The sequence below is a fragment of the Paenibacillus sp. J22P90 genome (assembly GCF_059692195.1).
The window spans coordinates 925,001-950,435 of record NZ_JCAUAY010000002.1; the positions used below are offsets into that span (position 1 = coordinate 925,001).

Below are 25,435 nucleotides of genomic sequence, written 5' to 3' on the forward strand. Positions count from 1 at the left end.
AAATTTGTTCTGTTCTAAACATGTTAAAACTATGAAATTCTTTAACAATTACAACGCTTCAGGAGGCTATTCATGTTATCATCTTTGCGCTTTAAACTGATTGCCTGGTTCGTTCTCATAACCTCGACCTCCCTTATTGTTGTAGGGATTACCAACTATACACTCTCTAGAAATAAGCTGTTACAGCAAATTAATGAGCAATCCATGACCTCTGTATCGAACTCCGCTCGAAATTTGTATGATTTTTTATCCATTCGTTTGGCTGAAGTGGAGCTCATTAGTCGGGTAAGTATTATGAAGCAGGGCACGCAAGCCGAACGATTAAATTTTCTAAGTCATGAGTTACAATCCGTTGATAATCGCTATCATGCTATGGCTATTGGCGATTTGTCGGGTATCCTTCAATTTACTTCAGGCTTGACGATCTCCATTTCCGATCAGCCCAAGTTCAAACAAGCATTGCAAGGAAATACTTACATTTCCGACCCCCATTTTAGCAAAATGAATGGCATCTACGTGATCTCAATTACGGCTCCCATCTTTGATGATCAACATAAAGTCGTTAGTCTCATCGATGTGTCACTGAAAGCGGAGCCTTTATTTGAAGAACATTTAGTTGCTCCTTTGGACAAAGGTGAGCTGCTAATCGTGAATCTAGAAGGCCTGACCCTCTACGCTACCGACACGCCTACTATTCTAAAGATGAACATTTTCACTGAATTTCCTGATCTCGCCCCTTCCTTTCAAAGAGCATTACGAGAGGGAAGTGGCTTTATTGACGAATCGTTTCTCAGCGGTCACAAGAGCAGATGGTTTTACGCACGTATCCCTCAATTAAACTGGTTCCTTGCCTATTCCATGCCAATCGCTGCGATTGAAGCCCCCACGAGTCCACTGCTTTGGTCGACCGTAGGCATCATTGTGATGACAGCGCTAATCCTTTTATTTCTTATTTACCTCACGACGAACAATCTGATTATCAAAAGAATTAAACAAATCCTTCAAGTGACCGAGGCGGTTGCAGCCGGTGATTTCCACACGAAGCCCATTGTGTTTACTAGCAAAGACGAGTTAGGTGCCCTTGCCCTTTCTGTCAACGGCATGATGGAAAATATTCGCGATCTCTTCGAGCCGTTTGAAGCTTTTATTCGGCACAATCAATATGCCATGATCGTCATGGATCCGAATTTTCTAATTAACCATCTCAATAGCAGAGCAACCCAGATGCTCGGCTATCAGCTAGCGGATGTCCAAAAAATAGCCTCCCCATTGATCTGGTTGGATCAGAATCAGCTCAACGAAAGAGCAGCACAGTATTCCGCCGAACTGGGAGAGAGGATATCTGCTGACTGCACAACGCTTGTCATACGCTCCTTGCGTCACTTGAAAGAGGATTCCGAGTGGATCTGGTATCACCAAGACGGGACTCGCATCTATGTACAAGCAAGTGTGAGCTGTATCACGCATCCGAATGGTGATCTGAAAGGGTACGTCCTAATTGCGCGCGACATCAGTGATATTAAGGAGAGCAATGAGACGAAGGATCGATTGCTCACCATCGTAGAGAGCGCGCGTGATGCGATTCTCACCTTTGATCAGGATGGTTATATTTTCTATATTAATCCAGCTGGCATTCATTCCATGGGACTCAATGGTACGGACTATACTGGCACGCATTTCCATGAGTTTGTTGAAATACAGAATGAGCTCAAATTCGATGCAGGACTTCAAATCGCCATCCGGGACGGCTTCTGGGAATTCGAAGCGGAGGTTCAGACGAAGAAGCAGCATCGCATTATTGTTTCATTTATCATCGTCCCTCACGTCCCTCTTGATGATGGAGAGATGTATTTCTCGGCGATTACGAGAGATATCACCGAGCAAGTTCACGCCAAGGAAGAGCTGATTCTGGCCAAACAGGAAGCGGATGAGGCCAACTTAGCCAAAGGCGTATTCCTAGCGCGGATGAGCCACGAAATTCGAACGCCGCTCAATGGAATCGTGGGACTTTCGCATTTGCTTGAAAAAACAGCGATGACCGAATTGCAGAATGATTATATACGTAAAATCTCACGTTCCGCGCTCTCGCTTTCACATATCATTAACGACATTCTCGACTTTTCTAAGCTGGAAGTAGATAAGCTGGTCATTGAACATCATCCGTTTCAGCTCGATGAAACCATTGATCGCGTCTGTGAAACACTTAGCGTGCTTCTGGGGCATAAACCTGTGGATTTCATTTGCGATATCCCTGACCAAGTTCCTATTGGACTGATTGGCGATTCCTTGCGCCTCTATCAGGTGCTCCTCAATTTATCCAGCAACGCGATTAAATTCACAGAGCAAGGTACCGTTACGCTGCGTGTTCAAGTTGATCAGCTGCGAGAGAATGAGGTAACCCTTCGTTTCAGTGTCTCGGATACTGGGATTGGCATGGACGAAAAGCAGTTGGCCAATTTGTTCCAACCCTTTATCCAAGGGGACGAAGTTACAAGTCGCAAATATGGAGGGACCGGCCTCGGGCTCGTTATTTCCAAGAACATTATTGAGAATATGGGCGGATCCATCTTGGTCTCGAGTAAACATGGTACAGGGAGTGAGTTTCAAGTCGTTCTCACATTTACGTTATTTCAGCCGATCAGCAAATCGACCATCCCCTTGCCGCTCGCTGTACTCGTTGTGGAAGATCATCCTGAGCTCAATAAGGTGCTTGTCCAAAGCCTTCAGTCCATGTGTACGGACGCAGCTGGCGTTCATTCTTGGAAAGAGGCGCTCCAGATCATTGCGCATATTCCTTTTGATATCCTTCTGCTGGATATGGAGGCAGATGATATGTATGGGGAAGACGTGTGGCGGACGATGCTGGCAGCTAGTCAACAACAGGGAATTCGAACTGTTATTTATACATCTTTATCTGGCAGAGATGCGCTCGAACAGCTTCCCCCAGATGCAGCTCCTGATGCCATTTTGGTCAAGCCCATCTCCAGAAGTTTGTTATACCGAACGTTGGATTCTCTTCTTGCTGAAAAAGAGGGCGTTCATGCTCCTCCATCTGAAACGAGTTGGCCAACTCATGCAAATCCGGCAACCTTATCCCCCTTTTCGGCGATGGGTGAAGCTCCTCTTCGCATTCTAATTGTTGAAGATAATGAAATTAATCAAACGGTTGCGCGTTCGCTTTTGGAAAGCATGCTGAACTGTCGTATTCAATTGGCTGGCAACGGCTTCGAGGCGCTGAATGATCTGGAAAATCATACATTTGATTTAATTCTGATGGACATCCATTTGCCTGAACTGGACGGGATTGAAACGACGAAGCGTATTCGTCTTGAGCCCAAATGGGCCCACATCCCCATTATTGCCATCACAGCAGACTCTACGCTAGATAATCGATTGGCTTGCATGGAGGCGGGGATGAGCGAAATGATTTCCAAGCCCATCATTCCCGAACGATTGCTGGGAGCCATTGAAACAACGCTTCAGCTGCGTAAGGATGAACGGGAAGATCGGGAAGTGCTTAAGCTTGATACAGCGGAAGCACTCAAGCGCATTGGCGGCAAAACAGAGATTTACCGCGAGATGCTGCGTAAATTCCAAGAGCAAACACCGCCTCTCATGAGGCAATTGCAAGCTGCTATTGAGGCTCAGGATGATGAGCAAGCGCTGAGATTACTGCATAGCCTGCGGGGTTCCTCCAGCAACCTTTCTGCGAATCGAGTGTTTGCCGCGGCAAGCGAATTGGAGGATTATGTGAAGAAGCATAGGTTGGAGAGCGGACTACAATCCCGAGAAACTGAGCGCTCAGACGTTAACCATTTGCTTCAATTAATAGAAGATGAGCTGAACGCAGTGTTTGAAACTATCCAAAAATTGCTGCTTGATTGAAAAAAACATAAATTTATGTCACTATATGCGTATACTCCATCTTGTTGGAGTGTGTCATTTTATACGTATAGGTGGTTAATTGTTATGACTGAACATGGCGCTCCATACCGCATCTTGTTGTATTATAAATTCGTCGCAGTTGCTGATCATGAAGCATTGGCGCGCGAGCATCTGGCTTATTGCAAAAAGCTCGGAGTGAAAGGACGCATCTTAATTGCTCCTGAAGGTATTAACGGTACGCTTTCCGGGACTGTTGAGCAAACAGAAGCCTACATGGCGATGATGAATCTCATGCCATTGTTTAAAGATATGGTTTACAAGATTGATGAGAGTGAAGGGCATGCTTTCAAGAAGCTTTTTGTCCGTCCGAAAAAGGAGCTCGTCACCTTCCGTCTTGAGGAAGATGTGAATCCGAATGAGCTGACAGGTACGCACCTGAAGCCTAAGGAATTTTACGAGAAGCTTCAAAATGAAGATGTCATCGTGCTTGATGGCCGTAATCATTACGAGTATGATATCGGACATTTCCGCGGCGCGATTCGTCCTGAAGTCGAAACGACCAAGGAATTCCCAGAGTGGATTCGCAACAATCTGCAGGAGTTTAAGGACAAGCCTATCCTCACCTACTGTACTGGCGGCATCCGTTGTGAGAAGCTCTCCGGCTTCCTCATCAACGAAGGCTTCAAAGAAGTGTACCAGCTGGATGGCGGGATTGTGACTTACGGGAAGGACGAAGAAGTGAAGGGTCGCCTTTTTGATGGGAAGTGCTACGTGTTCGACGAGCGTATCTCGGTGCCGATCAACAGAACAGACGAGGATATCGTTGTAGGCAAATGCTACCACTGCGGAACCGCAGAGGATCGCTATATCAACTGTGCCAACGATCTTTGCCACTTGAAGCATATTTGCTGCGAGGCTTGCGAAGAGGAGCATGACAGCTTCTGTTCCAAGGAATGCGAAGAGAAAACGTTGAGCTCGCTGGAAGCTTAGGGGGATTAGATGGAAAACCTCCATCTAAATTCGCTGGATTCGGCCGTTGAGGGCATTTACATGGAAAAACTCCAGTTATATTTGACCATTTCTGCGATTAGCGGGCAAATGGCTGATATTAGCTGGAGTTTTTCCAGTTATTCGCCTTTATCCGGCGACTTCGCCGGAAATAGATGTAGATTTTCCAGTTAGTGCCGAGGAAGAGCACTAGTTATGCAAAAGGACCTTTCCAAGTCGGTTGACTTGGGAAGGTCCTTTTTACTCATTTGATGCTACTCCGCAATCTGCTCTATAATCCGATCAATTAACGGATAGACCAGTTCTTCCTCCAACGTGAAATGTTTGAGCAAAATAAGGCAAGCGGTTAACAACTCTGAGGCCATAACATGGACGAAATCCATGTCAATTGGCACACTCATGGCGTTGACACCGTTTACGTATGACTGTACGACTCTTTTGGCCAAATCATGATCCTGCTCTAACACATGCATGGACCGCGATACCGAGATAGCCATGGTCGGATGTAAATAGGTTTGCAAACTCGGGAACAGAACTTGCTCTTCCCATTCCGAATGCTGCTCCAGCTCCTCCACAAGGGATAATATACCGTCCTGAAGTTCGATCAGCCGACACATTCCAATTGAGCAATCTTCAAGGGTGTACAAAGCGGCAGCTAGCGTTCGAATGTCGGAGAGCTGCTCACGCATTTGCACATGCTCCTCCTTCAAACGCTGGGCTAGCACTCTAAATTCACTAGGATTCACGTTAGTTGCCCGATTCGTTTGAATGCTCAAACGGTCACTCATTCGACATCCTCCTCCGAGTTTTCGTAAGAAAACTTACTTCGTAAGCATCAGCTTAAGGTTCATTAGAAACTTACTGTGTCAGTATCCATCTTGTATGTAAAAACAGAAAAACCCCATACCGCATTATCATTGTATGCGGCATAGGGCTGTTAACATGCGAAAGAAAGAATGTCTAAATCTTAACCTTTTTAACGAATACGACTCTCGGTCAAATGGAACTGATTCACAAGCAGCAGCATGGAACGTGTAATCGCCCCTACATCACCTGTCGTTTGACGGACATGATGCATGTCCTGCAGAAGCTCCTTCACCGTGTGCTCAACCTCTGCTGATATTTGACGGTTCTCCTTGCTCACGGCTGCGATTTTCTCCATTAACGCGACCACTTCCTCCACGACCTGCGTTTTCATCGTATCGTGTGCATTCGCACTGCTGAGAATCTCGGAAGCCGCCGCAACAATCTGCGTCCCTTCCAGCACGACCTTCGTGCCTTCCTCCATGGAGACGAACGCTTCATTGGCATGCCTTTCAATATGCTCGATCGTCGCATTGATTTCCGTCGTTGATTTTTTCGTCAAATCAGCCAACTTCCGGATCTCACCCGCTACGACCGCGAAGCCTTTACCATGCTCACCTACACGCGCAGCCTCAATGGAAGCGTTCAAGGACAGGAGATTCGTCTGAGCTGAAATTTCTTCGATCACCTTCAAGAGCTTAGGAATTTCCTGCGTCGTCTGTAAAAATGTTTGAATGGTCTGATTCGTTTGCTTCACCTTCGCGGAGATATCTGTCATCTTCTGACCGATACGTTCAACCTCGTCCTGAGCGACAGCGATTTGACCCGACGCCTTCTGTTCCAATTCGCGTAAGGTTCCGCTCATATTTTGCGTAACATCCTTGGCGACATCAATATCCTTCAGCTGACCGCGCAGCGAGCGAATCATATCATGGATTTTCGTACTCATCCGTCCCGTCGATTGCTCGGTCGAACCTGTGGAGTCATTCATCCGTTCTTGACTAACCTGCACCTCAGCAGCCGCTTGCTTCACTTGCAGCATGATGCCTTCCAAAGAATCGATCATATTATTGATCCATTTGGCCAAATCTCGCGTCTCATCCCCAGCAAATTCGTCAACCTTCAGACGCTGTGTCAAATCCCCTTTTCCCTCGGCATTAATCCGAATAAATTTATTGATTTGCGCAAGCTGTCTTGCGATCGGTTTACTTCCTTTACGTCTGATGAGGTTTGCACCTATTCCACCCAAGAGAAGACTGGCCCCCGCCATGATCGCAGCGCCCACACCATTGGATACATGTCCGTTAAGCAGCCAGAAACCACCCGCGGAGAGGAGAATGTAGAGCGCAATGAACCGCATTTGCAGTCTAAACAGCTTCCAATCAATAGAACGAATGCGATACACCTCTTCCAAATCTCCCTCACACATCATCCCCCACACATCTGGGCAATGAGGCAGTTGAAAGGTCACACCTTTTCCAATAACCGAAATATGCCGATAATCGGAATAACCTGGGAATTCCACGAATAGATTATTTCCCTTAGCAATCGTTCCGGCCACACCTGGATGCAATTGATTGGTAGCCGGATCCGTGAAAACGAGCTCAAGCTCAGTATGCGCTTTGACCCCTACGATACCATAATCCGTTCGAACGCCATCTTTTAAATTGTCCCCGTGTGTAAAGGTCAAATCCTCGAAACGACTTCGTGATAAGGCTGTGCCCGGAATAATTTGTTTGTTCAACACAGGCTTGGCCATGAATAAATAATTATCGCCAGAATCCGGATATACGTGTCCTGATTCGCGCTGAATTAAATCGCCCAGCACATCGTTCGGAACTCGTCCACAGATCGCGCCCTTCCACTGTCCGCCAACCATTATAGGCAAAATAAAAGCGATCGTCATCGCATCATGAAATGGCGAGGTGCTTGGACCAATCTGGAGCGTAAGGGGATCGGAAAAAGGCCCGAATAAACATTTCACACCTTTTCTCGATTCCTCCACCCCTTTCCCAAGCTCACCACCTACCGCATAGGACCTCCCAACATGAGCGAGGTGTGTGGAGTATACGACAGCAGCTTTCTCATTCAAAATAAATACTTCAGAGAAGTCAGCCCCACTCCTCATGGTTGCTGCTAGCAGCTTTCCGATCACGTTTGCGTCCTTCGGCAAAGCCTCTGTCAGCGACTCCGTCAAGACTAACTGTTCCAACAAGCGGTCCAAATTGGACCAATAAGCCAGCGCCCAGCCTCGTAAAATTTCCGTTCGCGTGTGTGCGATACCTTCGAAAATATGCTCAACATCTTCTTTGATGTGACGATTCAGTCGATAAGACCACCACAAAGGCAGACCTTTTCTGTAACCTAGCCAATCGAACATATCGCGTCCCCCTCTTTTTATACCCCTCATGTAACTTTATCTAACATTTATATATTCGACATTTTATAGTGATTTGGCAATATTAGCAAGTGAAATCACATGTATTATCCGAAAATCCGAACATTAACAAAAAATTAATGAATAATGTCGGTATTTTTTACTGTTAGTTATATTGACATAATTTTCTGAAAAATTTACAATATAAGAAAAACAACATATTTTCTTAAGTTATATGTTACTCTCCCTAACAAATAAAGAACTTAGATCAGAAAGGAGGCCTGGTTTCTGCATCGGGCCCATAGCTTCCATGTAGCTTCCGAATGCACAAGTGATGAAACCAGGGAGCTGCTATGTCTAAACCTGAGAATCTGGTCACTACCCCTTATGATCCTCGTCCTTTTTTTGATGAGATGTTTATGAACGCGTACTCGGTTCGCCCTCATTATCAAAGTACGTTTCTTCAATTCATGTCGATGAAAACAGGCAGCTTAAACAAACGCCAAACCGCTACGATGAAACGGATGATGGAAGAAGGGATCACGTTTACCCTTTACAGTCCCGATCAGACGGAGGCGCTGGAGCGCACACTTCCCTTCGATCCGATACCGAGGATTATCCCGCAGGAGGAGTGGATTCAGCTCGAACGAGGGCTCAAGCAGCGTGTAAAAGCACTTAATCTTTTTCTCAAAGATATTTATCATGAGCAATCCATTCTGAAGGATGGGATCATTCCCAGGAAGATGGTTCTCTCCAATTGTTACTTCCGGCCTGAGATGATGCGGCTTTCCATTCCAAATGATGTTTATATAACGGCCTCTGGGATTGATTTAATTCGGAATGAGCAGGGTGAATATTTCGTTCTTGAGGATAATCTCCGTTCCCCTTCTGGCTTCTCTTACTTATATAAAAGCAGATCGATTATGACGCACTTATTCCCTGAGCTTGTATTCAGCCATTCCATTCAAGATATTGAGCATAGCTTAAACGTGTTTCTAACCGCGCTTCGTAAGCTGAGTCCTTCCGGTAAATCGGATCCCGTTATCGGACTGTTAACACCAGGGTGTTACAATTCTGCTTATTTCGAGCACACGTTCCTCGCTCAGCAAATGGGGCTGGAGCTTGTCGAGGGACACGACCTCGTCGTCATTGATCATAAAGTGTATATTCGCGGCATCAAGGGACTTCGCCAAATCGACGTGCTCTATCGCCGTATTGATGATGATTTCTTAGATCCGCTCGCTTTTGACCCGAACTCGATGCTAGGTGTGGCAGGGATCATGAACGCGTATCGCGCGGGCAATATCAATATTGTCAATGCACCCGGTACAGGTGTAGCCGATGATAAAGCTATCTATGCCTACGTGCCTGATATGATTCGTTATTACTTAAATGAAGAGCCTATTCTGAATAACGTTCCCACGTATATTCTTTCGCGGCCTGAGGAGCGAGAGCATGTTCTGAAGCATTTGCATGAAATGGTCGTCAAAGAAACCTCGCTTTCAGGCGGCTATGGCATGCTGATTGGGCCCTCGGCTACAGAGCGTGAAATCGCGGATTTCCGGCTCAAAATACTAGCCAACCCCGATCGTTATATCGCACAACCAACCATTCAACTATCCAGAGCTCCAGTCATGATAGATGGCCAAATGGCAGCTAGGCACATCGATTTGCGCGCTTTTGTTATTGCAGGCGAAGACATTCAAGTCATTCCCGGCGGACTTACGCGTGTAGCTTTGAAGGAAGGCTCCCTCGTCGTAAACTCTTCACAAGGCGGAGGATGTAAGGATACGTGGGTCATTCGTTAACTTGGGCCTACAATTCGATAGGAGGTTGATTGATATGGTGATGATGGGACGAACAGCGGAAGCTTTATTTTGGATCGGCCGATATTCGGAAAGAACAGAGAATCACGCTAGGCTGATCGATGTGTACTATCATATTCGTGAGGACAGAGAGGGCAGCGCTACGCAAGCCTGGAGCAGACTGATCGATACGATTGGCGATCGCGCGGTTTTTCTGGAACAATACGGTAGCTTCACCGAACAGCATGTCCTTCAATACATTACACTAGATAAAAATAATGCCAACTCCCTACTCGCCTGCACCAACCATGCACGTGCCAATCTACGCAATATTCGGGAGAAGATGCCTTCCGAGCTGTGGGATATTTTGAATGGACTCTATTTGTGGCTAAAAGAAAAAGAAGTCCGCGATATCACGAGTGATTCGCCTCATCTGTTCTATCGCTTTATCCGCGATACGCTGTCTATGTTTCAAGGCGCCGCTACGTCCGTCATGCCTCGTCAGAATGAATGGCATTTCGTTGAAGCCGGGCGCTATCTGGAACGCGCTGAAAATACGTTGCGCCTCATTCGATCGCTCTGTTCTGAATATGCTAAAGAGGACTTTTCTTCGTATCCGCTCATGCTTGCGGTTTTGAAATCGGTAAGTGGATACGAATCGTATCGAAAAGAATATGCAGATACGGTCAATTTGAATAGTATCATCCAATTTTTGTTATTGAATGAGACCTTCCCACGATCCGTCGCTTTCTCCATTCAGTCGTTGGAGCGCTCGTTTAAAGGGATACAACTGGACGATCCTGCACTCACGAATGCCGTGCATAAGCTAGCCAAATTAGCTGGCAAAGTGAAATCGAATTTGGCCTGCATGGATGATGAGGATTTGAAATCCGGCAAATTGGAAACGACATTACAAACACTTCTCGACTCCTGCAACGGGATGGGGGCTAAAATGTCAAAAGTCTTTTTTCCCTCGCGGGAGGAGGTTATCGCATGAAGAAGCTGGAGATCACACACATTACTCGCTATTCCTACACCGATTCCGCGCAGGACAGTGTCAATGAAATTCGACTCACTCCGTTGACGGACAATCGGCAGTCTTGTTACCTTCATACGATCACAACTGAGCCCGTATCGGCCTTCTTCACGTATTCGGATTATTTCCATAATCGTGTGCACGCTTTTACCGTCAACAATCTCCATCGTGAGCTCACGATTAAATCGGTCTCCACGGTCGTTACACATGATAATGATAATAAACCTGTGTCGGTCAGCTCTCCCTATGAGGAGAAAGCGGCTAGATACGGGGATGACTTTCAGAATGAATATGCTGAATATTTATTGCCCACCAGCTACACAGGGCTAACACCGGAGTTAAAAGCTTATTCTGACGCTATTGCCGATGATGGAATTCCCCTATTCGGTCTGCTCAAAACCATCTATACCACCATCAATCGCGATTTCACTTATGATGTTTCCGCAACCTCCGTGCAGACCACGGTAGGCGAAATGTTAAAGCTGCGGCGTGGTGTTTGTCAGGACTACTCCCATTTCATGATTACCATCTGCCGAGAGAAAGGGATTCCCGCCAGATACGTGAGCGGCTATCACTTCGTCGGCGATTTGCAAGGAGGCAGTGCGGATTTCACGCAAGCCTCCCACGCCTGGGTGGAATGTCTCATCCCTGGCGCTGGCTGGTTTGGGTATGATCCAACGAACAATTGTGAAGTCAATTGGCGCTATATCAAGCTTGGACATGGACGAGACTACAACGACATCGTGCCTGTCAAAGGCGTCTATCGCGGTTCGGGGACGCAGGATTTGGAAGTGATTGTGGATGTGAAGCTAGTGGAATAGCGGTTCGGTGAATGAGAAAGGCACGGATCAGAGATCCGTGCCTTTTAAGCCAACTTATTCATGAGGAGGATGACGTCGTATTGGCTGCTTTTATTGATTTCAGCAGTTTCACGCAAAGCGTGAGCATCGCGATTGGCACGAGGAAAGAAAATAAAAGCGTAAGTGGCAGTATTCCTGCCAAATAGCCAAGCGGTAGCGTGATGCCGCTAATGATGAACAAAACTGCCATCCATCGCGACACCTTTCCGAGAATCATAGAGAATCCATACATGGCATACCCAAGACCATTCAATATCACTGCCGAGTATGCCCCATCCCGAAGTGGTTGCGGTGTATTAGCTCGCTCAATAATTCCAGGTTGGAATCGTTCCAAAACCGGACCCGCGAAATTGTGTGCAAAACTAAAGCCAGTTGCCCAGATGATACCTAGAATGGCGATTATAAAGCTAATCATGCCGAAGACGCCCAATTTCTTGAATTGGTTCGAATAAATAGCGAGAAGGCCAAAAATAGATGTTGCACTGACCGCTGTTGCAGTAACATCCAAAACATGGGACTTTTCAATGAAGCCTCCTGCAAGATAGAGCAAAATAGTTAGAACCGAGGAGAATACACCAATAATCGCGAATGTCTTGACCAATTGATTATCATGCACTACGCGCCACCTCCAACTAAACTATGTATTCGAATAGAGTGTATTCGGTAGCAAATAAGGAAATGCGAAGCTGCATGACATTTTTCCAGAAAAACTTAAGCCAAAGATTTAAAAGAAATCCGTCAAATACGTTGTTCGCTCCGGAATCAAACGTTCCAATCTCGCGATCTCGGCAGCATCACCTTGCAAGCGGCCGATGCGATGCAGGAATGAGGCTTGCTTGTAGCCCATCAGCAGTGCCGCTAACGTTTGGATATCGCACGAAATGACGTCATTGCCCTCGATGTTTTGAACATCTTCCTGCTTTGAGACGTCGTTCCCCTCGCCATTCCCAGGTTGGACTCGGAAGGTTCCGTTATTCCATTCAGCATGTCCATCGCGCAGCTGAACATACAAAGCTTTGCTTTCCGCTTGCGCATCCGTAGCTGCCTGGAATGGATACAACCGTAAGAAGGCCTCCGCATCGACAATCCGTGCCATAAAATAAGGAACAATCTCCTGCTTTATTCGCGGATCCGCCAGCATGAAAGGCAACGAGTCGCCAGCCGGCGCCTGGCATGCGACTTTCTCAATCATGGAGTCATGATTGGAGATTAAACGCCACATCGCCCGATAGGCATCCTCGGTTAGTGTAATCATTTCATGAACGGTGAGCACTCTCTCCTTCACCTGATAAATGATATAACCTTCCGGCTCGCCAGCAGGATTCAGGTACAAGGTGACAATCCCTTGTTTTCTACTAAAAACTCTTTTTGGCCACCACGCCTCGTTTCGAACCAACATACCGTTAAATTGTTTCGCATACGCCTCGTAGATCGGATTCAGGATTGCGGGATCCGCTTCGACCCGACGGAGTGTGCTCCCTTCTGCAACCTCTGGCTTCGGCAGCTGGTTGGAAGCAATTTCATAACGAACAAATTCGCTATATGATTCCCAGCCGTATTTGCGATAAAAAGGAAAAGAAAACGGCGCTAAAAAAGATAAGGTCTGCCCGGCTTCTTTCATCGTTTTTAGCGAATGTGACAGCAATTGGCCGACCATTCCCTGGCGACGATATTCTGGCCAGGTCGCAACACTTGCAATGCCGCCCATCTCAAATGCCTTGCCGTTAATCCAAGTATTCAGCTTTAGTATCATTAATTTGGCTGCTAATTGATTTTCAACAAAAAATCCCCATACCGGCTCGGACTTCATGACAGCGAGACGTTGTTCCCGCTCCTCTGGCGTTATCGTAAATTGAAAAGCAAACTCCGATAAGGCAAGGCTATCCTTAAACTCATCCTCTTTTAACAATCTGATCTGATCCATAGTGCCTCCTAGTATCCTAATTTCTTCTATTTTAACATGGACAACCCAACATCATCCCGATAAATATTCATTTTCTTAAAAAATGAAGGCGGGCAGGAATGTACGTGCTATATACGCCTAGTGAATTTCGAAGGCTCAATAGTAAGTAAAAAAGAAGGAGCAGATTCGTCTAGATGGCGTTTCTGCTCCCTCTTTTTTGTCATGGTGGCCACGTGTAACTCGATTTTTTCGAGTTACGGGGCTTCTTTGGCCCTGGACGTCGCGTGTAACTCGATTTTTTCGTGTTACGCTATTATTTATTTTAATCCAGTACCTTGTCATACTTAGCGTAGCTTTTCCAACTGTTATAACCCAGCTTGCCGTAGAAGTTGACAAAAGGCGTCGTATCGATGACCACGTTCCGAACCCCACGCTGCAACAGGTAGTGTATAGCTGCTTGTACGATAGAGATACCGTACTTATGTCCACGGAAGCTCTCGTCGATTCCCAGCGGTCCAATACCTCCCATTTCTCCCTCGAAAAGTGGCGACCAGTAGATGTTCTGGGCTAACAACGGCGACTGCGCGTCATTCATCCGGCAGAACCCGATGATCGCTCCCTCTCTCTCCAGCAAGACGAATTCCCTACCCGTCCCACCACGTTTCCAATAGTCGCGATGCTGATAATCCCACGTGCCAGGAAAGCAGCGACTCATAAAATCCGTTAAAGCTTCACGATCACGGAGACTAGCGATTCGGAATGTCGCCTCATGGACTGTAGGCAAAGTTATTTCCTGATCAGCTTCATAGGTGTTCAGTAGATCGTAGGAAAGCTCCTTATAGGTGTAGGCTCTCTTCTCAAACCACTGTTTCGTTTCCTCAAGATGGTCGGGAATCCCCGGAAACATGCGCCCATGCAGGTCGTTGCCAAGCATGATCCGTTTAGCGCCTGCCTGTCGAAGGGCATCCTCCGCTTTGCGAAGCAGCGTAGTTCCGATTCCGATTCCCCTGTTCGAGCGATCGACCATGAGCGCATGAATCCAACCTAAGTCGCTGCGAATCCCGAAGCTCTCAGTTGCTTCACTCGCCATTTTCGCTACGACGAATCCTACAACACGCCCTGTCACTTGCTCTAACGCCACCCAGGACCCTTCCTGTAGCCAAATACGGTCTTCTACCGTATTCTGCTGGAGCAATCTGAGCCTCATCGGAAATGCATCTGATAATTCCTTATTCCATATCGCTAAAATTTCACTTAAATGCGATGCTTCCAATTGTTCGTAAATAATGCTCATCGTGCGCCTCCTTTGAGTTCGATCCTTTAAGAAAAATATAGGATATCATGGCGATTACGCATATAAGTAAATCTTTTGAATGTTGGTAGATGATAAGAATTGTTCTACGGAGGTGGGGAATCGCTGGAGATAGTCGGTTTTATCGACTATCTCCATGCTCTAGACCTCGATCTATCCCGAGTTAGTCGATTTTATCGACTATCTCCGTGCCACAGACCTCGATCTATCCCGAGTTAGTCGATTTTATCGACTATCTCCGTGCCACAGACCTCGATTTCACCAGAGTTAGTCGGTTTTATCGACTATCTCCATGCTCTAGACCTCGATCTATCCCGAGTTAGTCGGTTTTGTCGACTATCTCCACGCTACAGAGCTCGATTTCACCAGAGTTAGTCGGTTTTATCGACTTTCTTCATGCTCTAGACCTCGATTTCACCAGAATTAGTCGGTTTTATCGACTATCTCCCCTCCAACCCCACTACACTAAAAGCCCCGCCCCCGCTACCAAAGCGAGATCGGGGCTTGATTACTCCTTACCTATTACGCATAAATGTGTGGATTCTGGCGTTGGCACTCCTCTATGACCCACAGCTGCCTGCGTACCTGCTGAGGTGTAATCTCCAGCGGTTTGCCTTCTGTTAAGGTATCATACAGCATCAGATACAGCTTCTCCGTCATATGCTCGAAAGCCGATTTGCCGTCTGGAATGGAAACCTCCCAACTTTCCGTTTGCCACGGCAGTGTTTCTCTGCAGTAGGCAGGCTTTCCGTCTGCGTTGAAAAGCGGCTCTTTGATCAGCTTTTGCTCTGGCGCTTCCTCCGGCTTAAAATATTTCCACTCCAGTTTATCGCCTGTTCCGTGCAAGCCACCGTTTGTCCCTTGGATGTTAAACTGCTCATGCGGAAATGCGCAACTGGATGAAATTTCCAAATCAATCGTAGGTCTTCCAGGTCCACGCAAAAGAAGCTTCACGTAATCCTCGGCATCGCCAAACGTATTCGTTCTGTCCATGATACACATGACTTGCGGCTGCACATCTGCACCAAACAGCTGCAGCGCCTGATCGAGCGGATGAGGCCCGGTGTTCATCAAGCTTCCCCCATTATTGCTTTGCAGTGTTTGCCAATCCCAGCGGCGAGCAAATCCATTCAAGCTGAAATCGATCTGAACGATCCGTCCCAGCACGCCGGATTCAATCACTTTGCGAAGCTGCACAAAAGCTGGATGGTAACGGGACTGCTGGAATACCGCCAATATGGCACCAGTCCGCTCGGACGCCTCGATCAGCTGATCCACTTCCTCCGGGGACTTAGCCAGCGGCTTCTCACACAAGACATGCAGTCCGCGATTGAGCAGCTCCAATGAAATCGGAAAATGCTGATGGCTTGGAGAAGCATTGACGATGAGATCCAGCTCCTCACTCGCTACCATCTCCTCCCATGACGCGTACGCCCGGCAACCGTACTCTTTTATCGCTAACTCCTGACGTTCTAATATAGAGTCCGCAACCGCCGTAATGCGATAATGCTCAGGAAGCTGCACGAGCAAGTTACCGTGGATATCTCGCCCGCTGCGGCCCTGTCCAATTATACCAACTTTTACAATTTTCTTGGTCATCACAACTACCTCTTTCATCCATGGATTTTAAGACTTTTCCCAAACGTTTTCTTATATTCAGTAGGCGTAATGCCTGTTCGTTTTTTAAAGGTTCGGATGAAATGACTGAGATGGTGAAAGCCGACCTGAAAGCCAATTTGTGTAATCGTATGCATATTGCGCTGAATGAGCTCCATCGCCCTTTCAATTCGTACCTCGTTCAAGTAATCAACGAAGTTCTGGCCAGTTTCTTTTTTGAAAACCGTACTGAAATAGGCAGGCGCCATATTCGCAATAAAAGCCCCTTGCTCCAGCGGGATATCTTGACTGTAATTGTCTTGGATGTATCGTTTTACTTCTTCAATTGGATGCTGGCTTGTCGACGTAGACTGCACACTTCGCGATCGCCTCGCTCTCCGATATTCACGGTCCATGATGATCAGCAGCTTGACTAGACTCGTACAAATGGCAAATTCATACCCCGCTTCGCGATGCTCGAATTCATCCTGAATATCTTGGAGGAGCTGTTCAACTAGCAGCTGCTTCGGTTTGGCGATATGCAGCCACGGCTGCGGCAAAGCGCTTAATCCCTGCTCCGATATGTCCTCCGTAGAATTGTATAGAAGAGGCTGCAATGTATCTGAAAATGGCTTCAACTGCTCCCGTACCAAGTACGGCAGGAAATCAATCAGCACGACCTCGAACTCCTGCTCTTCAAGGGCACTCAAGCTGTGCTCCACACCTGGTAAAATAATGAACATATCACCTCTGCTGACATTCAGTGATTTGCCGCGCAGCTGATGGTTGCACATGCCTTTACGCACATAAGCGATCTGCGTGTAATCGTGGATATGCAAGGGCTGCTTCAGTGTGTGACTGGAGTAGCGGAATATTTTAAAAGGAAACTCCTTTTTCAGCGTTAATTTACTTTGAAAATAGGACATCCCCTTCTCCATGTTCATACAATTACCACCTGTCCGAAGCCATATTTACTTCAAGCATATGCCAATTGGCGGAATAGAACAACCTTAGCTTGCTAGATCCCAGAGCTCGCTTCAAAAACCAACTCGCCAGCTTTATACGTCTGCCTTAAATGAATGTCCGTCCCCTCTCTGTCGAGGAGAACGAAATCGGCTGGTGCCCCGGGCGTCAAGCCCTGCGCAACAGGCAATCCCATTAAGCGCGCCGGACGAGTAGAAGCCATCTCCCACGCTTCGGGTAAATCGGCTATGCCCCGTCTGTTCAAGTGCGCGACACCCCACAGCAGCATCTGGGCCGAGCCTGCAAGAAGCCGGGGATCAGCGGCTAGATGAAGCTTGCCTTCTGAGGTAAGGACAACGTCCCCTCCGATGTGCGTCTTGTAGACACCCGGCGGGAGGCCGCTGATGGATACAGCATCGCTGACGAGCATCGCCCGCTCTCCCTTCACTTTCAGCACCACTTTCAGCACTTGGTCCGGTAGATGGAAGCCGTCCGCAATGACACAACTCCACAACTCCTCTTGCGCCAGCTGCTCCCAGAGGTAATTCGGATGACGTGGCAACATCAGATGCGCCCCGTTCCCCAGATGCGTCGACATCCGTGCTCCGGCCGCGACAGCTTCACGAATCTGCACGGAATCCGCCGCGGTGTGGCCGATGGAGACGATCACGCCACTCCGCGTGCAGCGCTCGATGAACGAGACACTGTCCGGCCATTCCGGCGACATGGTCAAGATCTTGATGCGGCCGCCAGCCGCTTCCTGCCAGCGGCAGAAGAGGTCCCAATCCGGCGGCCTTACAGCATCAAGACGGTGGGCGCCCCGCGCACCGTCTTCCCGTGAAATGAACGGGCCTTCCAGATGGATGCCCGCAATCCCTTTTTCCGTCGCCCTATCCGTCTCACAGGCGAGCGCAATACTGCCGAGAGCCTGCTCAATTGCCTCCGGGCTGTTGGTAATAACCGTGGGGTAACTAGATGTAACCCCCTCACGCCAAAGCATACGGACAATCTGACTGACCATCTCCGCTTGCAATGGAAGCTGGTTGAAGTCGCATCCAGCATAGCCATTGATCTGCAGATCAACCAAGCCTGGTGCAGCAATCGGCAACTCATCTGCATCTGCATCAGCCACTGCAAGCTCATTTATTTCAGCAATCTGACCGCCGCTGACAGTTATCGCAACAGGCTTTCCAGAAGCATAATGGCGCGCATGAATGACACTCTTTTTATCGCCCATAGGAATCCTGGTCCACATAAAGCTTACAATCCGGATGCCTGCGCAAAATCGTCGAAGGGCACTCGGTTGAGATGGCCTCATTCAAGGTACGCTGTACAGCCTGATGCTTCGTTACGCCAGGTACCGAACAGTACAGATGAGCTCCCGACATCAACGCTGGAATCGTCAGTGTTAAAGCATGGGTCGGCACATCCGCAAAGCTGGCAAAACACCCATCATTCACCTGCTGCTGGCGGCACACGTCATCCAACTCCACACGCTTGATCAGCTCGGTATCTGCAAAATCTGCGACAGGCGGGTCATTGAATGCGATGTGACCGTTCTCGCCAATGCCGAGACACACGATATCAATCGGTGCTTCCTCAAGAAGTGTGCTATACCGTCTGCATTCATCTTTGGCCGGATTCAAACTATTGATGAGATGCACAGTCCCTGGCCCGACTTTATCGAACAATCGGTCGCTCAGGAACCGTCCAAATCTCTGCGGAGCATCCTCAGAAAGTCCGATATATTCATCCATGTGAAAAACCGTAATCCGCGTCCAGTCAATGTCTGTATCGCCCACCAGCGTTTCAAGCATTTCATTCTGCGAAGGCGCTGCCGCGAAAATAATACGGATGCCCGCCTTCTCGGCAAGCAGCTCCTTGATTTTGTTCGCCGCATCTGATCCTGCTGCATAACCCAGCGCTTTACGGTTGGGATAAACGTTAACCTTCAACGCATCGATTTGTGCTTGCCAGATTGGCTGCGCATGTACTTGTGGCTCACTCATTGGATCGAACCTCCATGTTTATATAGTCAGCTGCCGCCCTTCGGCCGCGCTCTTATAAATCTGTTCCACGAGCTGCACCGCTCGCAGCCCCGACTCTCCCGTAACCAGCGGTTCATCACCCGCTTCAATCGAAGCGATGACATCCAACAGCTGGCTTTGATGAAAATCCGACGCGATGCTGCGCGGATCGGTAATGCCGCCATAGGCACCCGCTTCCGTCCAAGTCGGCTCACTGCGACCCGGGACCGTCCAATGGACGATTGTCGAGCCTTCCAGCTTGATCGTGCCCTTTTCGCCATATAAATTGATCGTTGCCGCAAATCCCGGACAGATGCTGGTCGAGGCCATGATCGTGCCGAAGGCGCCGTTCTTAAATTGCAGAATGGCTAGCCCCAAATCCTCGGCTTCCATCTCGTGGGTTTGGGTGGCGATTTTGCCAAAGACCGTGTGAACGTCGCCCGCGAACCACAGCAGCAGATCCAAGCAATGGATGCCTTGATTCATCAAAGCCCCGCCATCCTCCGCTATCGTCCCCCGCCATTCGGCGCTGTTGTAATACGACTGGGAGCGATAAAAGGGAAGTGATACCTCCGCCAAAAGGAGCTTCCCAAGCGCCCCTTCGTCCAAAACCCGCTTAATCGCTTGATTTTGAGCTTCGAAACGCCGTTGTGAAATGACAGAGAGTGTGATATTTTTGGCTTTAGCCGCTTGGACTAGCTGCTCTGCGTCCTTCACATTCATGGCAATTGGCTTCTCCATGATCAAATGCTTGCCCGCATTCACAACATCCATCCCGATCGTTGCGTGGCTGCCGCTTGAAGTCGTGACACAGACGATATCCACATCGGGCCTGGCAAGAAGCTCGCGATAGTCCGCTGTCCACGAACAGCCTTCTCGTTCGGCAACCGCTTGCGCTTTCGCCTCCGTACGGCTGGATACCGCAACTAAGCTTGCTTCCTCGATTTGACGAATAGCTTCAATATGAAAATCAGCCACCGATCCGCAGCCTATGATGCCGAACCTCCAATTCGCCAACGACTACACCTCCTCTAACAACGCGCGAAGCGCATCCAGCGTCATACGCGTACCCGTTAGCTGGCTGCCGCCCTCTGGAACAAAATGCGTTTCAATCGTATACAAACCCTCATATCCATCAGCTTCAAGCGCCTTAATCTGCGCTGCCACTGCCACGTTGCCAGAGCCGAGAGGCACACATTTGGCTGTGCCATCTTCGCGGATGTAAGCATCTTTGAGATGAACATGAGCCAACGCGTTTTTCATGAGCTCGTAGCCTTTCGGGAACGCTTCTTTAGCGCCATACGCTTCATTGCCCGGATCCCAGAGTCCTCTAACTGCCGGGGAATCGACTGCCTCAACAAGCGCTGCCACTTCCTCCGCAAAGCCACCATTACAGGATGGCTCATTCTCAAGGAGCAAGGTCACGCCTTCCTTCGCTGCGATTTCTCCTGCTCTTTTTAGATGATGAACAATCTCGTCCTTGTGCTGCTCTGGGTCAACCTCTCTCCAAAACGAAAAAATCCGAATACGTGACGTCCCGAGCAACTTCGCAATAGCAATGACGCGGTGCAGTTTAGTAAAATGTTCTTCCACGCTCTGTTCCTTCTGTCCGAAGGTGTCCCCCGATTGAACCCTCCGCTTCGGGTCTAGCGCACATTTAAACAAAGGAGAAGCAATGGCTGATACATACAATCCGTAATCTTCCACCACTTTGCGGACGTCATTTGCCTGAGCATCATCCAGCTCTGATACGTTGATACCGTTCACAACTCGGACTTCAACATGCTTTAAACCTCGTTCGGCAGCCCAATTCACCGCTACTTCAAAATTAGGAGACACCTCATCCGTTAATACGCCTAATCGATTCCAAATCAATGAAATTCCTCCGCCTTCAGCTTGGTATATGATGCTGTCTTCTATATTTCTTACTATATCAAGTTCAAAGTAGGGAAAGTTGACGTTTCTATTGAACTTAGTTTACATTTTTTTCGCTTTTAGGGGATCGAAAGAAATAGTTCTCTACTCCTAAATCAGACTCAGTCAATAAAAGGAGTTTGAGTAATATTGTCGAATATAGTATACACAACGTGATCTCAATGACTCGGTGATGAAGGCAATTCATGTATGAAGGAAGGGGGCCAAACGTATGAAATCAACGGGAATCGTAAGAAAAGTAGACGAGCTGGGGCGGATCGTTTTACCAATTGAGCTGAGACGGACACTCCATATTGAAATTGGCGACGCTATCGAGGTTTATGTGGATCCTGAACGAATTACGCTTAAAAAGTATATGCCTGCTTGTGTGTTCTGTGGGAACTTTGAGGACATGACCTATTTTAAAGGGAAACTCGTTTGCAGTAATTGTATTGATGAGATTACTTAATTGTAAGCGCGCGCAAGAACATTGGCTAGACGGCGAAAAGCTCACAGGGGATGTGGATATGACCCTGATGGGCTTTTTTTGCGTTAGCATAAAAAAAACCCGAATGAGAGCCAACGTCCTCTCACTCAGGGGTTCCATCAAACTACTTCAGCTTCACCTGCACCTGGTCAGGTCGATACACAGCCAGCAACTCGCCCGCAGTGTTCACGGCGAACATCACTGTTCGCTCCGCTTCCAGCTCGAAAGCGTAGCTCCGGCCCGTTGCCGGATCGGTCACTTCGACCGGTGAGTCGACGCCGAACTCCGAGACGAAGATAAACAACGCGCCGGCATCGAAGCTCAGCTTACGACCGTAAATGCCTGGCAGCTGTCCGCCTTTCACCCACGTCAGCTCACGTTCAACGCCAGCTGACTTCATCGCATACGTGTACAGCTTCTCCAACACATCGCTGCGCTCGCCTAACTCCACTGGGAGTGGACACCAGATCAGCTGCCCTTTGCCCAGCTCGTAGCTGCGAACAACACCATGCTGCGAGTTCCAGCCCCCATCATCGGAAAGCGTGACTTCCTTGTTCAGCTGAGCGATTCGTGCTCCACCAAAGGACACAGGAACCATCTCACCGTCCAACACCATCGCCTCTTCGCGTACAATGTTGCTGAGCACGGTTTCACCTACGATATCAGTCAACCTAGCGACCGGCGCCCAGTACTCATTCAATCCAAGCGGCCCCGTAAACAGCAGCGTTCCGCCATTCTCACTTACATGCGTCGTCAGCTTCTCCAATGCAGCATCACTGAAGTTATGTGCGCTCGGCACGATAATCAGCTTCGGCTGATCCGACGCCAAAGCTTCCAAGTGATACTCGCTCAAGCCGCGGAACGGTACATTCATCCCGTAAGCCAACGTGCGAGTCAGCTTCGCTGTTGCGTCTCCGGCTACTTTTCGCGTGGAAAAATCATTCGAATACGGGAACACAGCAACGATATCCTCCAGCTTGCGGCCCACGAAAAGATCTCGAATCTCGCCCATAAATGCCCCGAAATCATACGAAACATCCGCTTCTGGCTTCTCAGTCCCGTCTGCACGTAGAGCTCCGATGTGCGACTCATTGATATTGTTCATATAGAAGTTAATATTCCAAATCCACTGAACAGCACCCGCTCCGCCTGTCGAGAACGCATAAGCATATTTACGCTCCAAAATATTACGCAGCTCATACTCCGAACGCTTCGCACGCCCATCTGCCGTCTCGACGTACATAATGCCCGTTTCTTGAATCAAGCTTGGTTTCGTCGGCGCCTTGGAGAAAATCCCGTCCCACACCAGCTGATCCATCAACCACCACGTGTGCACCGTCGTATAATCTACAGCTTCAGCGTAAAAGAATGGCGATGGCCGCTGCGCCCCTAAGCCCTCATCCTGACCCACTGTGGCCAATTGGGCCGGGTTAATGCTGCGAATCGTCGCGATCAGTTCCTTCGCCCACCGATTGTGCATGTCCATGGTGAAAAGGGTGTAATCCAGCCATGGTGATCCCTTTTTCTCCAACGTTTCCGTAGTGCCCATATTGACTTCAGAAGGATCCAGCAAACGGACGCTAGCAAAGCTCGGCAACTCTGCCGGAGACATATTCCAACGCTCTTGCAGCTTGCGAATATCCCCATGACGCTCCTCCAGCCAAGCAATATACGCCTCACGCTCAAAAGCATCATGCGCCGACTGCGGCCCACGGAAAGGCTTACTCGGATTAAACATCGATGGCTCATTGATCAGATCCCAATGCACATTCGTCGTTTCTTTATGCCTGGACACCACCGAAGAAATAAACCGCTTCTGCGCCTCCACACTGCGCGGATCCAGATACGGATTCACGCCCTCCCACAGCTCTGGGGTAAACGAGAAGAAATTGAACGTGACTTCGATCCCATGTCTTTTACAAGTCAAAATAAAGGCATCAATGCTGCGCAGCACTTCCTCATATGGATGCCCGTCTACGAACATGATTTGACGCCACGCCGACCACACGCCAGTACGCAGCAGGTTAATGCCCGCTTTGACCATTTGCGCAATATCGCGATCCCACGCGGAAACGTTCGGCAAGAACAAAAACTTCCTCGCCACATCGCTCGTCATATACGTCATCCCAACGATCGGAAGCGGACGGCCGTCTTTCCAGAAGTAGTCGCGATCACAAGACATCGGTGTTCCTTCACGAAGCAGCTCGGCATCATACCCCCAGAAGCCTTGGTTAAACGTGCGCGTTTCCCCCGTATTAGCAACCGCTTTACATACCGCCGTATAGTAACCCGCTTCGATATCGATAGGCATATTTACCTTTTTAAAAGAGAGCTCGCGTGACGCGTTCATTGCGAATTCCGTCGTCCAGACAGGCGTTCCATTCCCATCTTTGAGCACCTGAACGTGGAATGTCCAAGACTCATTCTCCGACACCGCCCCCGTACGATTCGCCAAGGTCTGCAATTGAACCGTCAAAGCTGCACGATCGCCCGGATCATAACAGGCATAGTTCGGCTTGAACCAAATTTCCGTCACGCCTCGCTTCGTATACGCAGCCAACTCTCCAACTAGCGCGGCTCCTCCGTTGCTCCAGAAACCTTCATCTGTGACCACATTGGCAAAAATCCAACGGCCACCCGCATACGCTCCCTTCGTATTCTCAAGAAGCACGATCGGTGCCGCAACCTCGCGCCCTTCCTTCGATATACCTTTCAGAAGCGGTGTGAAATGAGCATCCATCGGACCGCTGGAACCGATTTGACCGGGGTGATCGTCGGTCCGCGTAACGTGCAAAGCGAATCCAACTGTTGGCTGAATAGCAAACTGATCCTCTTTTCCAGCTAACAACGGTAACTCAGCATTCGCGGCATAGCGAACAATAGGTGCGTCATCCACGGAAAGGATTTCATGAATTTGAAGCTGCTGATGGTAAGCTGTCTGCTCGATCTCCAGCTCCCATCCCTCTGCCCCTAGATAGGCTGGTACTCTGAATGGTGCGCTGCCTAGATGTACGAATCCTTTGCCTTTGCGCGCATGTGCTAATATCCCGTTCCAAGCTGACTTCGGAAAATAACGTCCGTGGAGATGGATGAAGTTATCTGCCCCCTGCTGCAGCGCCGTTTCCAGTCCCTCTGCTCCAACAACTGTGCCTATTTCTCCAAGCTGTGAGATCGCTTTGTCGTCTGGTCGAATGCCTTCGTATGGAAACGTTGGATCGTAAAATATGATCGTTGATAGCATGCTTCTCATCCTCCAAGTGGGTGTTTTTAAAAATGTTTTTTTGTTATTTTTGTTAGGCTAACAATGTTATTTTATGAACATAATTTAATCATTTCCTTGGAATAGGTCAATCTTTTTTTCTTTACCTTCATTAAAATAGCGGGCATTGACAATATCCACCTAATCAATAACAATAGATTTGTTAGGTTATCTGTGAACTCACCAAGTATTTTTAACA

Annotated in this window: 18 protein-coding genes; 6 read left to right on the forward strand and 12 right to left on the reverse strand. The window is 48.4% G+C overall.

The window, feature by feature from the left end; genetic code table 11:
• Positions 1-72 precede the first annotated feature (72 nt).
• Both AC58UX_RS08885 and trhO read left to right on the forward strand, forming a co-directional pair.
• Positions 73-3,885: a response regulator gene (locus AC58UX_RS08885; RefSeq protein WP_497251544.1), complete on the forward strand. Its 3,813-nt coding sequence runs from the start codon at positions 73-75 to the stop codon at positions 3,883-3,885.
• An 84-nt stretch (positions 3,886-3,969) separates the two neighbouring features.
• Positions 3,970-4,875, forward strand: coding sequence for an oxygen-dependent tRNA uridine(34) hydroxylase TrhO (gene trhO / locus AC58UX_RS08890; protein WP_497251546.1), 906 nt, complete (start codon positions 3,970-3,972; stop codon positions 4,873-4,875).
• A gap of 272 nt (positions 4,876-5,147) precedes the next feature.
• Here trhO and AC58UX_RS08895 read toward each other — a convergent pair whose 3' ends face one another.
• Both AC58UX_RS08895 and AC58UX_RS08900 read right to left on the reverse strand, forming a co-directional pair.
• Positions 5,148-5,681: a hemerythrin domain-containing protein gene (locus tag AC58UX_RS08895; protein WP_497251548.1), complete on the reverse strand. Its 534-nt coding sequence runs from the start codon at positions 5,679-5,681 to the stop codon at positions 5,148-5,150.
• Positions 5,682-5,869: 188 nt separating this feature from the next.
• The gene (locus AC58UX_RS08900) at positions 5,870-8,077 is read right to left on the reverse strand and encodes a methyl-accepting chemotaxis protein (protein ID WP_497251550.1); all 2,208 of its coding nucleotides are present in this window, start codon (positions 8,075-8,077) and stop codon (positions 5,870-5,872) included.
• A 350-nt stretch (positions 8,078-8,427) separates the two neighbouring features.
• On the opposite strand from AC58UX_RS08900, the gene AC58UX_RS08905 reads away from it, so the two are divergent.
• The 3 genes from AC58UX_RS08905 to AC58UX_RS08915 are packed head-to-tail and all read left to right on the forward strand — an operon-like array spanning position 8,428 to position 11,736.
• Positions 8,428-9,882, forward strand: a complete 1,455-nt coding sequence (locus AC58UX_RS08905; protein WP_497251552.1) for a circularly permuted type 2 ATP-grasp protein — start codon at positions 8,428-8,430, stop codon at positions 9,880-9,882.
• 34 nt (positions 9,883-9,916) lie between these two features.
• Positions 9,917-10,876, forward strand: a complete 960-nt coding sequence (locus tag AC58UX_RS08910; RefSeq protein ID WP_497251554.1) for an alpha-E domain-containing protein — start codon at positions 9,917-9,919, stop codon at positions 10,874-10,876.
• On the forward strand, positions 10,873-11,736 hold the full coding sequence (locus AC58UX_RS08915) for a transglutaminase family protein (protein ID WP_497251556.1): 864 nt from the start codon (positions 10,873-10,875) through the stop codon (positions 11,734-11,736). The genes AC58UX_RS08910 and AC58UX_RS08915 overlap by 4 nt, the downstream gene beginning before the upstream one ends.
• Positions 11,737-11,794: 58 nt before the next feature.
• On the opposite strand, the gene AC58UX_RS08920 is transcribed toward AC58UX_RS08915, so the two are convergent.
• The 9 genes from AC58UX_RS08920 to AC58UX_RS08960 all read right to left on the reverse strand — a co-directional run bounded on the left by AC58UX_RS08920 (position 11,795) and on the right by AC58UX_RS08960 (position 21,451).
• Positions 11,795-12,391, reverse strand: coding sequence for a hypothetical protein (locus AC58UX_RS08920; protein ID WP_497251558.1), 597 nt, complete (start codon positions 12,389-12,391; stop codon positions 11,795-11,797).
• A gap of 108 nt (positions 12,392-12,499) precedes the next feature.
• Positions 12,500-13,699 (reverse strand): GNAT family N-acetyltransferase, encoded by a 1,200-nt coding sequence (locus tag AC58UX_RS08925; protein WP_497251560.1) that lies wholly within the window; start codon positions 13,697-13,699, stop codon positions 12,500-12,502.
• Positions 13,700-14,000: 301 nt separating this feature from the next.
• On the reverse strand, positions 14,001-14,972 hold the full coding sequence (locus tag AC58UX_RS08930) for a GNAT family N-acetyltransferase (RefSeq protein WP_497251562.1): 972 nt from the start codon (positions 14,970-14,972) through the stop codon (positions 14,001-14,003).
• Between the two features lie 540 nt (positions 14,973-15,512).
• Positions 15,513-16,589: a Gfo/Idh/MocA family protein gene (locus AC58UX_RS08935; protein ID WP_497251564.1), complete on the reverse strand. Its 1,077-nt coding sequence runs from the start codon at positions 16,587-16,589 to the stop codon at positions 15,513-15,515.
• 14 nt (positions 16,590-16,603) lie between these two features.
• Complete coding sequence (locus tag AC58UX_RS08940; protein WP_497251566.1) at positions 16,604-17,530, reverse strand: AraC family transcriptional regulator; 927 nt, start codon at positions 17,528-17,530, stop codon at positions 16,604-16,606.
• Between the two features lie 74 nt (positions 17,531-17,604).
• A complete protein-coding gene (locus tag AC58UX_RS08945; protein ID WP_497251568.1) occupies positions 17,605-18,786 on the reverse strand; it encodes an N-acetylglucosamine-6-phosphate deacetylase in 1,182 nt (393 codons plus the stop codon).
• Entirely contained in the window at positions 18,776-19,558 is a 783-nt protein-coding gene (locus AC58UX_RS08950) for a glucosamine-6-phosphate deaminase (protein WP_497251570.1), read from the reverse strand. The genes AC58UX_RS08945 and AC58UX_RS08950 overlap by 11 nt, the downstream gene beginning before the upstream one ends.
• A gap of 18 nt (positions 19,559-19,576) precedes the next feature.
• Positions 19,577-20,593, reverse strand: a complete 1,017-nt coding sequence (locus AC58UX_RS08955; RefSeq protein ID WP_497251572.1) for a Gfo/Idh/MocA family protein — start codon at positions 20,591-20,593, stop codon at positions 19,577-19,579.
• A 3-nt stretch (positions 20,594-20,596) separates the two neighbouring features.
• The gene (locus AC58UX_RS08960) at positions 20,597-21,451 is read right to left on the reverse strand and encodes a sugar phosphate isomerase/epimerase family protein (protein WP_497251574.1); all 855 of its coding nucleotides are present in this window, start codon (positions 21,449-21,451) and stop codon (positions 20,597-20,599) included.
• 271 nt (positions 21,452-21,722) lie between these two features.
• On the opposite strand from AC58UX_RS08960, the gene AC58UX_RS08965 reads away from it, so the two are divergent.
• Positions 21,723-21,959 carry an AbrB/MazE/SpoVT family DNA-binding domain-containing protein gene (locus tag AC58UX_RS08965; protein ID WP_171630232.1) on the forward strand — a complete coding sequence of 79 codons (237 nt, stop codon included), beginning with the start codon at positions 21,723-21,725 and terminating at the stop codon, positions 21,957-21,959.
• Between the two features lie 142 nt (positions 21,960-22,101).
• Here the strand turns inward: AC58UX_RS08965 and AC58UX_RS08970 are convergent, their stop codons facing one another.
• Positions 22,102-25,218, reverse strand: coding sequence for a beta-galactosidase (locus AC58UX_RS08970; RefSeq protein ID WP_497251576.1), 3,117 nt, complete (start codon positions 25,216-25,218; stop codon positions 22,102-22,104).
• Positions 25,219-25,435 lie beyond the last annotated feature (217 nt).

Coding starts and splice junctions, on each gene's coding strand:
- AC58UX_RS08945 (WP_497251568.1), bottom strand. CDS start 18,786: ATGGGCGATAAAAAGAGTGTCATTCATGCGCGCCATTATGCTTCTGGA.
- AC58UX_RS08905 (WP_497251552.1), top strand. CDS start 8,428: ATGTCTAAACCTGAGAATCTGGTCACTACCCCTTATGATCCTCGTCCT.
- AC58UX_RS08970 (WP_497251576.1), bottom strand. CDS start 25,218: ATGCTATCAACGATCATATTTTACGATCCAACGTTTCCATACGAAGGC.
- AC58UX_RS08895 (WP_497251548.1), bottom strand. CDS start 5,681: ATGAGTGACCGTTTGAGCATTCAAACGAATCGGGCAACTAACGTGAAT.
- AC58UX_RS08950 (WP_497251570.1), bottom strand. CDS start 19,558: ATGAGTGAGCCACAAGTACATGCGCAGCCAATCTGGCAAGCACAAATC.
- AC58UX_RS08930 (WP_497251562.1), bottom strand. CDS start 14,972: ATGAGCATTATTTACGAACAATTGGAAGCATCGCATTTAAGTGAAATT.
- AC58UX_RS08925 (WP_497251560.1), bottom strand. CDS start 13,699: ATGGATCAGATCAGATTGTTAAAAGAGGATGAGTTTAAGGATAGCCTT.
- trhO (WP_497251546.1), top strand. CDS start 3,970: ATGACTGAACATGGCGCTCCATACCGCATCTTGTTGTATTATAAATTC.
- AC58UX_RS08915 (WP_497251556.1), top strand. CDS start 10,873: ATGAAGAAGCTGGAGATCACACACATTACTCGCTATTCCTACACCGAT.
- AC58UX_RS08965 (WP_171630232.1), top strand. CDS start 21,723: ATGAAATCAACGGGAATCGTAAGAAAAGTAGACGAGCTGGGGCGGATC.
- AC58UX_RS08935 (WP_497251564.1), bottom strand. CDS start 16,589: ATGACCAAGAAAATTGTAAAAGTTGGTATAATTGGACAGGGCCGCAGC.
- AC58UX_RS08900 (WP_497251550.1), bottom strand. CDS start 8,077: ATGTTCGATTGGCTAGGTTACAGAAAAGGTCTGCCTTTGTGGTGGTCT.
- AC58UX_RS08885 (WP_497251544.1), top strand. CDS start 73: ATGTTATCATCTTTGCGCTTTAAACTGATTGCCTGGTTCGTTCTCATA.
- AC58UX_RS08910 (WP_497251554.1), top strand. CDS start 9,917: ATGGTGATGATGGGACGAACAGCGGAAGCTTTATTTTGGATCGGCCGA.
- AC58UX_RS08940 (WP_497251566.1), bottom strand. CDS start 17,530: ATGAACATGGAGAAGGGGATGTCCTATTTTCAAAGTAAATTAACGCTG.